This window comes from Pseudomonas sp. 34 E 7, from assembly GCF_900005715.1.
Taxonomy (GTDB): domain Bacteria; phylum Pseudomonadota; class Gammaproteobacteria; order Pseudomonadales; family Pseudomonadaceae; genus Aquipseudomonas; species Aquipseudomonas orientalis_A.
Window position 1 is genome coordinate 1 of record NZ_CVTX01000039.1, and the last position, 12115, is coordinate 12115.

At 60.8% G+C, this 12115-nt stretch carries 11 protein-coding genes; 9 read left to right on the forward strand and 2 right to left on the reverse strand.

What is annotated here, in order from left to right; translation table 11 throughout:
* The 5 genes from BFP96_RS01220 to BFP96_RS31035 form a co-directional block, all read left to right on the forward strand.
* The coding region (locus tag BFP96_RS01220) for an alpha/beta fold hydrolase (RefSeq protein WP_371914756.1) at positions 1-404 on the forward strand (404 nt) is incomplete at its 5' end.
* Between the two features lie 39 nt (positions 405-443).
* Positions 444-878, forward strand: a complete 435-nt coding sequence (locus BFP96_RS01225; protein ID WP_065894097.1) for an acyl-CoA thioesterase — start codon at positions 444-446, stop codon at positions 876-878.
* Positions 879-933: 55 nt separating this feature from the next.
* Positions 934-1893: a tRNA dihydrouridine synthase gene (locus tag BFP96_RS01230; protein ID WP_065884111.1), complete on the forward strand. Its 960-nt coding sequence runs from the start codon at positions 934-936 to the stop codon at positions 1891-1893.
* Between the two features lie 384 nt (positions 1894-2277).
* Entirely contained in the window at positions 2278-3432 is a 1155-nt protein-coding gene (locus BFP96_RS01235; protein ID WP_065935429.1) for a hypothetical protein, read from the forward strand.
* Between the two features lie 88 nt (positions 3433-3520).
* The gene (locus tag BFP96_RS31035; protein ID WP_256548679.1) at positions 3521-4471 is read left to right on the forward strand and encodes a hypothetical protein; all 951 of its coding nucleotides are present in this window, start codon (positions 3521-3523) and stop codon (positions 4469-4471) included.
* Positions 4472-4538: 67 nt separating this feature from the next.
* Here BFP96_RS31035 and BFP96_RS01245 read toward each other — a convergent pair whose 3' ends face one another.
* Together BFP96_RS01245 and BFP96_RS01250 are read right to left on the reverse strand one after the other, a co-directional pair.
* A complete protein-coding gene (locus BFP96_RS01245; RefSeq protein ID WP_065935430.1) occupies positions 4539-7817 on the reverse strand; it encodes a PAS domain S-box protein in 3279 nt (1092 codons plus the stop codon).
* Between the two features lie 65 nt (positions 7818-7882).
* On the reverse strand, positions 7883-8773 hold the full coding sequence (locus BFP96_RS01250) for a LysR family transcriptional regulator (RefSeq protein ID WP_065897219.1): 891 nt from the start codon (positions 8771-8773) through the stop codon (positions 7883-7885).
* 139 nt (positions 8774-8912) lie between these two features.
* Between BFP96_RS01250 and leuC the strand changes: the two genes are divergently transcribed.
* The 4 genes from leuC to BFP96_RS01270 all read left to right on the forward strand — a co-directional run.
* The gene (leuC, locus tag BFP96_RS01255; protein WP_065894102.1) at positions 8913-10331 is read left to right on the forward strand and encodes a 3-isopropylmalate dehydratase large subunit; all 1419 of its coding nucleotides are present in this window, start codon (positions 8913-8915) and stop codon (positions 10329-10331) included.
* 10 nt (positions 10332-10341) lie between these two features.
* Positions 10342-10983 carry a 3-isopropylmalate dehydratase small subunit gene (gene leuD / locus BFP96_RS01260; protein WP_057721532.1) on the forward strand — a complete coding sequence of 214 codons (642 nt, stop codon included), beginning with the start codon at positions 10342-10344 and terminating at the stop codon, positions 10981-10983.
* A gap of 130 nt (positions 10984-11113) precedes the next feature.
* On the forward strand, positions 11114-11878 hold the full coding sequence (locus BFP96_RS01265; RefSeq protein ID WP_065894104.1) for a class I SAM-dependent methyltransferase: 765 nt from the start codon (positions 11114-11116) through the stop codon (positions 11876-11878).
* A 53-nt stretch (positions 11879-11931) separates the two neighbouring features.
* Positions 11932-12115: isocitrate/isopropylmalate family dehydrogenase (locus BFP96_RS01270; protein ID WP_256548680.1), on the forward strand; the 184-nt coding region annotated here is incomplete at its 3' end.

Below are 12115 nucleotides of genomic sequence, written 5' to 3' on the forward strand. Positions count from 1 at the left end.
CGATGCTGGCGGTGCAGTTGGGGCTGCGTACGCAGGCGTTGGTGAGTATCGCCGCGCCCTCGCGGTTCCTCGATGCGCTGCGCGGTTTCACGCGCATGATGGGGTTGCCGCCGCGCGCACGTTCGGCGTTTATCCAGACGGTGGAGCTGGCATTCGGCATGCCGCTCAAGCATCTGGATGTCGCGCACTACCAGATGAACCTTCCCGGCCTGATCGTGCATGCCGAAGACGATACGTTCGTCCCGGTCAAAGCCTCGCAGAGCATCCATGAGGCCTGGCCAGGCAGTCGCCTGATGCGTCTGGAGCAGGGCGGGCATCAGAAGGTGCTGGCCGATCCACGGGTAATTGAAGGCGTACTCGCCCTGTTGGCGAGCTGTCATGTACAGGAGCGCCAGAGCGCCTGATACACTGCGTCCGCCGACATCAATCGACTGGAGCAAGGCATGGGCTGGGATTTGGCAACGCCGTTCATCATCGACCTGCAGGTCGCCGCTGAGGACATCGACGGCCTGGGGCACGCCAATAACGCCGTGTACGTGTCCTGGCTGGAGCGTTGCGCCTGGCGCCATTCCCAGCGCCTGGGGCTGGACCTTGCCGAGTATCGGCGCCTGGACCGCGCGATGGCCGTGGTGCGTCATGAGATCGACTACCTGGCGGCCGGCTACGAAGGCGATGAGCTGCAACTGGCCACGTGGATCGTCGATTGGGACCAGCGCCTGAAGATGACGCGCCGTTTTCAGCTGGTACGCCCGCGTGACGGTGCGACCTTGCTGCGCGCGCACACCACCTTCGTTTGCATCGAACTGTCCAGCGGCAGGCCCAAGCGCATGCCTGCCGAGTTTATCGAGGGGTACGGGCCTGCGCTGACGGGGGGTTAACGGTTGTTGTGGGAAACCCAGTAAACTGCGCCACGATTTTTGTTGAGTGTTTTCCATGCAAATTGCTTTGGCGCCCATGGAGGGGTTGGTCGACAACATCCTGCGGGACGTGTTGACCCGCGTGGGCGGTATCGACTGGTGCGTGACCGAATTCATCCGCGTCAACGACCGCTTGCTCACCCCCGCCTATTTTCACAAGCTCGCTCCGGAACTGCTGCAGGGCGCCCACACCGCCGCGGGCGTGCCGCTGCGCGTGCAATTGCTGGGGTCTGACCCGGTCTGCCTGGCGGAAAACGCCGCCCTGGCCTGCGAGTTGGGATCGCAGGTGATCGACCTCAACTTCGGCTGCCCGGCCAAGACCGTCAACAAGTCCCGCGGCGGTGCGGTGCTGCTCAAGGAGCCGGAGTTGCTCAACCGTATCGTCGAGCATGTGCGCCGTGCGGTCCCGGCGCATATCCCGGTCACCGCCAAAATGCGCCTGGGCTTCGACAGTCCGGATGGCGCATTGGTCTGCGCCACGGCGCTGGCCGAAGGCGGGGCTGCGCATATCGTGGTGCATGCGCGCACCAAGACCGATGGCTACAAGCCGCCCGCCCATTGGGAGTGGATTCCGCGGGTGCAGGAGGTGGTCAAGGTGCCGGTGTTTGCCAATGGCGACATCTGGAGCGTCGACGATTGGAAACGTTGCCGCGAAGTCAGCGGCGCCGAAGACATCATGCTTGGCCGTGGACTGGTGGCGCGTCCTGACCTGGCGCGGCAGATCGCGGCGGCGCGTGCAGGGCAAGAGGTGGTGGAAATGACATGGGCGCAGATGCAGCCGATGCTCCAGGAATTCTGGACCCAATCGGTGGCGCAATTGACCGAGCGCCAGGCACCCGGCCGCTTGAAGCAGTGGCTGGCGATGCTGACGCGCAACTACCCCGAAGCGGTGGAGCTGTTTACCGCCTTGCGCCGCGAGACCGGCCTGGAGCAGGTCAGTCGCCTGCTGGGGATGCCCAACCCTGTGGCTGTCTGAAGCGAGGCAATCGAACTTTTGCCATTGATTTGCATAAAGGCGCCACTGCAGGCGCCTTTTTTACGCGTGCGAGTTAACACAAACCAGAGGCAAGTAAACACGTGGAATGTTATCGACGAGTGACATGCCTACAGAGTATTAGCGCGTGTGACCGCACTTTCGTATCGACAAAGCCATAAATCAAGGCTTCGCGCAAATTGTCCATGAGGCAAAGTCTGATAATGCATGTTGGTTTCCTTATATGAACTGCGATTCGCGGAACTCGATGGCTCAAGTTCCCACGAATGGAGGGACTGAAGCAGCGCTGTTGTTGTTCAGTCAATAAAACTATCCCTCCCTCCGGCCGTTGAACGGTCGGGTTGTATGAAATAAAGGAACGTGCGTATGTCTATGTCGATTAACACTCCGCCATTGGTTAAAGTCGATACATCTGCTCTGGAACAACCAGCGGTTTCGAATACTAAAGTTATTCTCAAGCCGACCGTACAGTCGCCTGGCACAACACCTCTTCAGACGTCACTGCGTCCCGATAATACGGCGGTCACACCTGAGACCGCGCTGAGGCAGTTGTTCGATATGCTTGAAGGTATCTTCAGGGCCATGCGTGACATATTTTCGGGTAAAACACAGGTCAAACCCGACGTCGACAAATTACCCATTGCACCGGATACCGGTAAAGAGCCGATCAAGCCGGATGCGGGCAAATTACCGATTGCACCGGACACTCACAAAGAACGGGTCAAGCCGGACGCAGGCAAGCAGCCGGTGTTGCCGGATACCAGCAAGGAGTTGGTCAAGCCGGATGCGGGCAAGCAGCCGGTGCTGCCGGATACCAGCAAGGAGTTGGTCAAGCCGGACGCAGGCAAGCAGCCAAAACCGGATACCAGCAAAGAGGTGGTCAAGCCGGATGCGGGCAAGCAGCCGGTGCTGCCGGATACCAGCAAGGAGTTGGTCAAGCCGGATGCAGGCAAGCTGCCAGTGAAACCGGATACCAGCAAAGAGGTGGTCAAGCCGGACGCGGGCAAGCAGCCGGTGTTGCCGGATACCCGCAAAGAGCTTGTGAAACCGGACGCAGGCGGGCTGCGAGTGCTGCCACAACCCAATGATCCGTTGGTCAACATGCCTGGTGGGAATAAGCCGCACCCCTTGCCGCTCCCTCCAACGGTACCCAGGCCCGAGATAAGCGTAAACAACGACCCCAAGACAAACGTCAACGTGAATGTGGTTGTCGGCGGTCATTGCCACTGCCCTGATGGAAGTGTCTTGCCGGATCACGTCCCGACGCCCAGGGTTTCTCCGGATACCTGGCCCCAGCTACCCGTGTTGCCGTATGCCAGGCAGCAGCCAACCGTACTTGCGCGCAACCTCCCAAGGCCTGATGTGCCAACGGATACCAAACCGCAACCCCCTGTATTGCCGGACGCCAAGCCAACGCCCTTGCCCGACGCGCCCACTCCGGACCTGACCAGTCCGGGTCCTGTTGACGACCGAACGGCTGACAGGCATGGCCGCTTTAATCGGCTAAGTTCCAGGTTTTAAACACCGTCATCGCGTTTTGGTCTTTTTATAAGTGCAGGCATTTTTTCGAGCATGTATTTCGAAGAGATGCCTGTATAGGGAGAACTCTATGTCACGCTTTCCAATTAATAACATTGCGCGGGTCATTGATGTAAGGCAGTCATTATCGATCGATGCACTCAGCGCAAGTAATGAACCGACTGTTAAAGCAGGTGGTCATCAAGCGTCGGTCAGGGCGACGCCGGATATAAGGTATGGTGATGGATTGCAGCGTTCGGCGGCTGTCGGGAATGACGCGCAGGCGATCAATGCAGTCGTGGCCTTATTCACTTCGTTCTTTACTCAGTTGTTTGCGCTTATAGCAGATAAAAAACAAAATAATGTGCCTGATGCTGTTCCTTCGCCTGTTGTTCCGCAGGTAATCCCCCAACCGGTGTTGCCGAAACCGGATGCCGCAGCTGACATTCCGGGTTTGTCCAACAAGCGCGGTGGCGCGAAGCCCGACAATATCTGGAGTGGCTTTCGTCAGGGGCCGGATGGCAACTGCGTGACGGTATCGGCGATCAAGGCTGCGATGCACCGATTCGGACAAAGCCCCACGGATATTTTCCAGGAAGTGGCCAAGACCCGTGACGGATACCACGTCGTCATGCGCGATGGCTTCCGGCTCACGTTGAATGACCGCGAATTGGCCGAGGGCTCCCGAGGCGCCCGGTTCAACGGGCCCGACAAAGGCATGCTCAAGGATGCGCAGTTTCTGTTTGCCGTCAGCGCCAAGCGTGCGCAGATTGAAAACAACGATGGCATGGCCGATCGCAGTTATCAGCATGCGATTCGTAGTCTGAATAACGGGGAGGATGAAAGCGGTCCGGGAGAAGGCTTTCTGCGCCTTGGGTTGAAAAGGCACATGAAGAGAGTGCCGGTGGGTGAGCTTGCCCGAGGTCAGCTGGGCATGTGCAACCGTACCGGGCATTCGGTGGCGGTCATCAACGGCCGCGAAGAGTTATGGGGAAAACAGGGGCGAACCCCCACGCATGGTCAGGCCGTTGCACTGATTTGACTGTGGTGCACCTGGGCAGGGATAACCCAGGGTGCATTTTGTTTCAAGGCTGCGTTTCAGCACATGGCTATTCCAGCAGCTGCCTGAACCCCTCTATCGGCAATGGCCGGCTATGCAAGTACCCCTGATACAAATGACAGCCGAGCTTCTGCAGGAACGCCAGTTGTTGCACGGTTTCCACGCCTTCGGCAATCACTTCCAGATTCAAGCTGCGGGCCATGGCCACAATGGCACGGATGATTTCAGCGTCATTGGGATCGTGAGTCGCGTCGCGCACAAACGACTGGTCGATTTTCAGCGCATCCACCGGCAAACGCTTGAGATACGTCAGGGATGAGTAACCGGTGCCAAAATCGTCCATCGCAAAGCTGACCCCGAGTTTTTTCAGGCGCCGCATCTTCATCACTGTGTCGTCCAGGTTCTGGATCACGATGCCTTCAGTGATTTCCAGCTTCAGCAAACTGTAGGGCAGGTGGTGTTGCGTGAGGCTGCGCTCGACCCGTTCCACAAAGTCGTTCTGGCGAAACTGCCGCGGGCTGATATTCACGCACAGGCTGAAATTCAGCGCGTCCACCAGGCCTTCGGCAATCAACTGCGCCAATGCGCTGCACGCTTCGTCGAGAATCCAGGTGCCCACCTCCAGGATCAAGCCGCTGTCCTCCAGCACCTTGATGAATTCCGCCGGCGACTGCGCCCCCAGTTGCGGGTGCTGCCAGCGCACCAGGGCCTCGGCGCCGACGATCTTGTTGCCGCGCGCATCCACCTGGGGCTGGTAGTGCACGCTGAATTCACCGCGCGACAGGGCCAGGCGCAGGTCGGTTTCCATGCGCAGGCGCTCGCTGGCGGTTTTCTGCATGCTGGTGTGAAACATCTGGGTGGTGTTGCGCCCCGAATCCTTGGCGCGGTACAGGGCGATGTCGGCACGCTTGAGCAGGTCGGCGGGGGTGGTGCCATGGTCGGGGATCAGCGCCACGCCGATGCTTGGCGTCACCTGCAAGCGGTGCCCGTCGAGGAACATCGGTTCGGAGAGCAATTCGCGCAAGGTATCAGCCAGCGCCTGTACCTGCCGGCTGACTTGCGTGCGTGAGCCCTCCAGGCCGCTGAGCAGGACCACGAACTCGTCACCGCCCAGGCGCGCCACCGTATCCTCTGTGCGCACGCTGGCTTCCAGGCGTGCGGTGACGATTTTCAACACGGTATCGCCCACCGGGTGACCGAGTGAGTCGTTGATGTGCTTGAAGTGGTCGAGGTCGAGGAATAGCAGGGCGCCACGCAGGTTGTGGCGCTTGAGCAGGGCGATCTGCTGGCTCAGGCGGTCCATCAGCAGCGCACGGTTGGGCAGGTTGGTCAGCGGGTCGTGATAGGCCAGGTGGCGGATCTGCGCCTGGGCGTTCTTCAACAGGCTCACGTCCCGCGCGGTCAGTAGCAGGCACGGCGTTTCATTCAAGGTGATCGGTTCGACCGACACTTCCACCGCCAGCACCTCGCCACGCTTGTTGTGCCAAAGCATTTCAAGGTGATGGATGCGCCCCTTGATCTGCAATTCGGCCAGCAGCGCGGTGCGCTGGTTTTCATCGGCCCAGATGCCAATCTGGTACAGGGTGAGGCCGATGGCTTCTTCGGCGCGGTAGCCGGTCAGGCGACAAAACCCATCATTGACCTCCACGTATCGACCCGTGTCGCGCTCGGTGATCGAAATGGCGTCGGGGCTGGAATGGAAGGCCTTGGCGAACTTCTCTTCGCTGGCCTTGAGCGCCGCCTCCGAGCGTTGCTGCTGGGTGATATCGCGCAGGGTCGTGACGATGCACGGCTGCTCATTGACCTTGACCAAGCGGCTGGAAATCACACAGGTCAGGCTCTGGCCGTTCCTGGCATGCACCACGATGGCGACGTTGCTCAATGATTGTTCGCGAATCACCCGCTGGATGCGTTGCAGGCGCTTGCTCGATTCATCCCACAGGCCGATCTGCTCGGCGCTCTTGTCGATCACTTCGGCGGCCGTCCAGCCAAACGTCTGGGTGAACGCCGGGTTGATCTCGATAAACTCGCCACTGTCCAGGCCGGTGACGCAAATAGGGTCGGGACTGGCCTGGAACAGGCTGGCGAATTTCTCTTCGGACGCGCTCAGGCGCTGCTCGCGTTCCACCTGATCGGTGATATCGAGCAAGGTGCCGGCCATGCGCAGGGGCTTGCCGGATTCATCGCGATACAGACGTGCGCGGCTTTCCAGATAGCGCACGCTGCCGTCCTCGGCCGGTACGCGGTAGGTCAACTGGTAGTTGCCGTCCGCGCCTTCGCGCAAGCTGCGGTAGGCATGGCGCATGCCCTCGCGGTCCTGATCGGACATGCCTTCAAAAAACGCATCGAAGGATTCGTGGAACGGTTCGCTCGGCAGGCCATGGAGCTGGGCGGCACGGGCCGAGCCGTAGAGCATGCCGGTAGGGATGTGCCAGTCCCAGGTGCCCAGTTGTGCCGAGTCCAGCGCCAGGTCCAGGCGCTCCTGGCTGTCCTTGAGGGCTTGCTCGGCGTTTTTGCGCTCGGTGGTGTCGAGGAAGGTGCTGATCAGGTAGGCCTCACCGTCCAGTTCGACCTTTTGCGCACTGAGCGTGCCATCGTGGATCTGGCCGTTGCTGGCGCAGAACTGCACTTCCATGATGATGGATTCGCCTTTGCGCTGGGTCGCCTTGACCAGGTGCGTGCGTTGCTCCGGGTGACGCCACAGGCCCAACTCCAGCGTGGTACGGCCAATGACTTGCGCCACCGGCCAGCCGAACAGCAGTTCGAAATGGTGGTTGGCCTCGCTGATCAGGCCGTCGGCCTGGCGCGTCAGCAGCACCATGTTCGGGCACAGGTGGAAGAGCGTGGCGAAGCGTTTTTCAGAGTGGCTGAGGGCGTGTTCCCGCTCGCGCTGGTGCGTGATCTCGCGGACCACCCCAATCATTCGGCGCCTGCCGTTTTTGTCCGGCACCAGGCTGCCGTTGATTTCCAGCCAGTGCAGGCTGCCATCGGGCCATTGGATGCGGTGATGCATGGCCTGTTCGACCGGTTCGCCGGCCACCACCGCATGAAATGCCCTGACGACCCGGGCGCGGTCTTCCGGCGCCAGGAGGTCCAGGTAATTGAGGTCATTGGGCAGTGGCTGGCGCGGATCGTAGCCAAACAATGCCTGAGTGCCACGGGACCAGCTGATTTTCCCGGTGTCGATTTCCCAGCACCACGCGCCCAGTCGCGCGGCATTGAGCGCCGACAGCAATTGCGGGGCGCTGTCCCAGTGTTGTTCCGCCTCCTGTGGGTCCAGGGCGTGGATGCGGGGCAGCGGTGGCACGGAATCAACGGGGTTGGGCATTATTCAAAGGGCCTTGGCTCGATGGGAAGACAGCGCGGTTGCTTGAAGCCCTGGGCCGCACAAACTCACGCCGGTATCCCTGGCGGATCGACCTGTGCATCCAGCAGGCTCATGAAAGCCCGCGCAGCGTTCGACAGCGTCCTTTCGGTGTGCACGATATAGCCTAGCTGGCGACGCAGCTGTATGCCCGGCAAAGCGATACTTGCCACCTGATCATCCAGCATGGTGCGTGGCAACACGCTCCAGGCCAGGCCGATGGACACCATCATCTTGATGGTTTCCAGGTAGTTGGTGCTCATCGCGATGTTCGGCGTCAGGCCCTGGGCCTCGAACAGGCGACTGACGATATGGTGGGTAAACGTGTTGCCGCCGGGAAACACCGCAGGGTGCCCGGCGATATCGGCCAGGCTGACCGAGCCGTTGTTGATCAGGCTATGTTCGGGGGCCACCACGAAATCCAGTGGGTCATCCCACACCGGTGTCGCGCGCACTAGGTTGTGCGGCTCGGGCGCCAGGGTGATGACCGCCACTTCGGCGCGACCGTGGAGGATTTCTTCGTAGGCCACTTCCGAATCGAGGAATTGAATATCCAGCGCCACGCTGGGGTATTGCCGAGTGAAGGTGCGCAGGACCGGCGGCAGGCGATGCAGGCCGATATGGTGGCTGGTAGCCAGTGTGAGGCGCCCGCTGACTTCCCCGGTCAGGTTGGTCAAGGCGCGACGGGTGTCATCCAGCACATTCAGGATCTGATAGGCACGCGGCAGCAGGGCCCGCCCGGCTTCGGTCAGGCCCACTTCACGGCCCAGGCGATCGAACAGGCGTACCTTCAATTGTTGCTCCAGGCCGGCAATGCGTTTGCTGATGGCCGGTTGGGTCAGGTGCAGGCGTTCACCGGCGCCGGAGAAGCTGCCGGTTTCGGCGATGGCGATAAAGGCATTGAGGTTGGCAAGGTCCATGGTGCTATTCCGGTTGGTAATCCAAAGCATAAAAAATATGAATTTGAGTTATTTAATGTAGCGCCATACCATCAGCCTCACAAGCCAAAGGGTTATTGAAAGCCCGGCATATAGAAACACCGCTGATGAGGACCGACTGATGGCCGGCAAAACGCTTTACGACAAGCTTTGGGATTCCCATGAAGTGAAACGTCGCGATGATGGATCGTCGCTGATCTACATCGACCGTCACATCATCCATGAAGTGACCTCGCCCCAAGCGTTCGAAGGCCTGCGGCTGGCCGGGCGCAAGCCATGGCGCGTCGACTCCATCATCGCCACCCCGGACCACAACGTGCCAACCACCCCGGAGCGCAAAGGCGGGATTGACGCCATTGCCGATACGGTGTCGCGCTTGCAGGTGCAGACCCTCGATGATTACTGCGATGAATATGGCATCACCGAATTCAAGATGAATGACGTGCGTCAAGGCATCGTCCACGTGATCGGCCCGGAGCAGGGCGCGACCTTGCCGGGCATGACCGTGGTCTGCGGCGACTCGCACACCTCCACCCACGGTGCGTTCGGCGCCCTGGCCCATGGCATCGGCACCTCCGAGGTGGAGCATGTGTTCGCCACCCAGTGCCTGGTCGCCAAGAAGATGAAGAACATGCTGGTGCGCGTCGAAGGCACTTTGCCGTTCGGTGTGACCGCCAAGGACATTGTGCTCGCGGTAATCGGCAAGATCGGCACCGCCGGCGGTAACGGCCATGCCATCGAGTTCGCCGGCAGCGCCATTCGCGACCTGTCCATCGAAGGCCGCATGACCATCTGCAACATGTCCATCGAAGCCGGTGCCCGCGTGGGCATGGTGGCGGCGGACGAAAAGACCGTCGAATACGTCAAGGGCCGTCCATTCGCCCCGCAGGGCGCTGATTGGGACGCCGCCGTCGAAGCCTGGAAAGACCTGGTGTCCGACGCCGACGCGGTGTTCGACACCGTGGTCGAACTCGACGCTGCGCAGATCAAGCCGCAAGTCAGCTGGGGCACGTCGCCGGAAATGGTGTTGGCCGTTGATCAAAACGTGCCGGACCCGGCCCAGGAGGCCGATCTGGTCAAGCGCGGCTCCATCGAGCGCGCCCTCAAGTACATGGGCTTGAAGGCCAATCAGGCGATTACCGATATCCAGCTGGATCGCGTATTCATCGGCTCCTGCACCAACTCGCGTATCGAAGACCTGCGCGCCGCTGCCGTGATCGCCAAGGGCCGCAAGGTGGCGTCGACCATCAAACAAGCCATCGTGGTGCCCGGTTCGGGTCTGGTCAAAGCCCAGGCCGAGGCCGAGGGCCTGGACAAGATCTTCCTCGAAGCCGGTTTCGAATGGCGTGAGCCGGGCTGCTCGATGTGCCTGGCAATGAACCCGGACCGCCTGGAGTCCGGCGAGCATTGCGCGTCCACCTCCAACCGTAACTTCGAAGGTCGCCAGGGCGCCGGTGGGCGTACCCACCTGGTCAGCCCGGCCATGGCTGCCGCCGCCGCCGTCAACGGTCGTTTCATCGACGTTCGCGAATTGATTTGAGGAATACCCGATGCGTGCTTTTACACAACACACAGGTTTAGTCGCGCCGTTGGACCGTGCCAACGTGGACACCGATCAGATCATCCCCAAGCAGTTCCTGAAGTCGATCAAGCGCACCGGTTTCGGCCCCAACCTGTTTGACGAATGGCGCTACCTGGACGTGGGCTATGCCTACCAGGACAACTCCAAGCGTCCGCTGAACAAGGACTTCGTGCTCAACGCCGAGCGTTACCAGGGCGCCAGTGTGCTGCTGGCCCGGGAAAACTTCGGGTGCGGCTCCAGCCGTGAACATGCGCCGTGGGCCCTGGAAGAATATGGCTTTCGCAGCATTATCGCGCCGAGCTATGCGGACATCTTCTTCAACAACAGCTTCAAGAACGGCTTGTTGCCGATCATCCTGAGCGACGCCGAAGTGGATGAGCTGTTCCAGCAAGTGGAAGCGAATGTGGGCTACCAGTTGACGGTGGACCTGGCCGCACAGACCGTGACCCGTCCGGATGGCAAGGTGTACCACTTCGAAGTGGACGCCTTTCGCAAGCACTGCTTGATCAATGGCCTGGACGATATTGGCCTGACCTTGCAGGACGGCGATGCGATTGCGGCGTTCGAGAGCAAGCACCGGGCGAGCCAGCCGTGGTTGTTTCGCGATTGAGGTAGGCAGTACCGCCGTCATCGGGGGCAAGCCCCTTCCCACCTTTTGATCTGTGAATACATTCAAATGTGGGAGGGGGCTTGCCCCCGATGAGGCCAGTGTTAACCACACAAAACCCGAGGAAGCCCCCATGACCACCACCGCCCACACCCACGTCGTGCAAAAGCAATTCGGCGAACAGGCCGCCGCCTACCTGAGCAGCGCCGTTCACGCCCAGGGCACCGAATTCGCGCTGCTCCAGGCCGAACTGGCCGGGCAGGGCAGTGCACGACTGCTGGACCTGGGGTGCGGCGCCGGCCATGTCAGTTTCCATGTCGCGCCGCTGGTTAAAGAAGTGGTGGCCTACGACTTGTCCCAACAGATGCTCGATGTGGTGGCCGCCGCTGCGCAAGATCGCGGTTTCACCAATATCAGCACCGTAAACGGCGCCGCCGAGCGCCTGCCGTTCGCCGATGGCGAGTTCGACTTCGTGTTCAGCCGTTATTCGGCCCACCACTGGAGCGACCTCGGCCTGGCCCTGCGCGAAGTGCGTCGGGTGCTCAAGCCGGGCGGCGTGGCGGCGTTCGTGGATGTGTTGTCACCCGGCAGCCCGTTGCTGGACACTTACCTGCAAACCGTCGAAGTGCTGCGCGATACCAGCCATGTGCGTGATTACGCCGCTGCCGAGTGGATGCAGCAACTCAGCGAGTCCGGTCTGCATGTGCGTAACAGCCTGCGTCAACGCCTGCGCCTGGAGTACACCTCGTGGGTCGAGCGTATGCGCACGCCAGAGGTGCTGCGTTCGGCCATCCTTGAGCTGCAACAGGCGATGGGCCAGGAAGTGCGCGATTACTACGACATTCAGGCCGACGGCACCTTCAGCACCGACGTGCTGGTAGTTTTCGCCCAACGCTGATTGATTTTTCCCGACCGGCCCCTGGGCAGGTCGCTCGATGAAATGAGGAACCCATGAGCAAGCAGATTCTGATTCTCCCTGGCGACGGTATTGGCCCGGAAATCATGGCCGAAGCAGTCAAAGTGCTGGAATTGGCCAACGCCAAATACAACCTGGGCTTCGCGCTGAGCCACGACGTGATCGGCGGCGCTGCCATCGACAAGCACGGCGTGCCCCTCGCCGACGAGACCCTGGACC

Coding starts and splice junctions, on each gene's coding strand:
- BFP96_RS01235 (WP_065935429.1), top strand. CDS start 2,278: ATGTCTATGTCGATTAACACTCCGCCATTGGTTAAAGTCGATACATCT.
- BFP96_RS01225 (WP_065894097.1), top strand. CDS start 444: ATGGGCTGGGATTTGGCAACGCCGTTCATCATCGACCTGCAGGTCGCC.
- BFP96_RS01245 (WP_065935430.1), bottom strand. CDS start 7,817: ATGCCCAACCCCGTTGATTCCGTGCCACCGCTGCCCCGCATCCACGCC.
- leuD (WP_057721532.1), top strand. CDS start 10,342: ATGCGTGCTTTTACACAACACACAGGTTTAGTCGCGCCGTTGGACCGT.
- BFP96_RS31035 (WP_256548679.1), top strand. CDS start 3,521: ATGTCACGCTTTCCAATTAATAACATTGCGCGGGTCATTGATGTAAGG.
- BFP96_RS01230 (WP_065884111.1), top strand. CDS start 934: ATGCAAATTGCTTTGGCGCCCATGGAGGGGTTGGTCGACAACATCCTG.
- BFP96_RS01250 (WP_065897219.1), bottom strand. CDS start 8,773: ATGGACCTTGCCAACCTCAATGCCTTTATCGCCATCGCCGAAACCGGC.
- leuC (WP_065894102.1), top strand. CDS start 8,913: ATGGCCGGCAAAACGCTTTACGACAAGCTTTGGGATTCCCATGAAGTG.
- BFP96_RS01265 (WP_065894104.1), top strand. CDS start 11,114: ATGACCACCACCGCCCACACCCACGTCGTGCAAAAGCAATTCGGCGAA.